Below are 392 nucleotides of genomic sequence, written 5' to 3' on the forward strand. Positions count from 1 at the left end.
GGCAACGACCAGCACCGCACCTGCGGCGACAGACACAGACCAGAACGCATCCGCCCCGGTGCCTGGAGCAAACAGCTTTACCGAAGCGCAGGCGAAGTCGCGGATCCAGGATGCCGGCTTCTCGAAGGTCAGCGCCCTGACGAAGGATGACCAGGGCATCTGGCGCGGCACCGCCGAGAAAGACGGAAAGCAGGTTGCCGTCGCGCTCGATTTCAAAGGCAACGTTGTTGCCGGCGCTCAATAACCATTCAGAAATGGAGTGAAACATGACGACTGTCACCGGACTTTTCGATGACTATCAGGACGCCGCTGACGCCGTAAGCGAACTCGAAGCGATCGGTGTGCCGCGAGACGACATCAGCATTGTGGCCAACAATTCCGACAATCGGTAT

The 392-nt window shown here is 58.9% G+C and carries 1 protein-coding gene and 1 pseudogene; both read left to right on the forward strand.

What is annotated here, in order from left to right; translation table 11 throughout:
- Positions 1–244: pseudogene (locus tag EOA27_RS40215) on the forward strand (PepSY domain-containing protein); the annotation flags it as partial.
- Between the two features lie 22 nt (positions 245–266).
- Positions 267–392, forward strand: a 126-nt coding sequence (locus tag EOA27_RS43290) for a general stress protein (protein ID WP_348639892.1), incomplete at its 3' end; no start/stop codon positions are given.

This window comes from Mesorhizobium sp. M2A.F.Ca.ET.037.01.1.1, from assembly GCF_003998075.1.
Classification (GTDB): Bacteria; Pseudomonadota; Alphaproteobacteria; order Rhizobiales; family Rhizobiaceae; genus Mesorhizobium.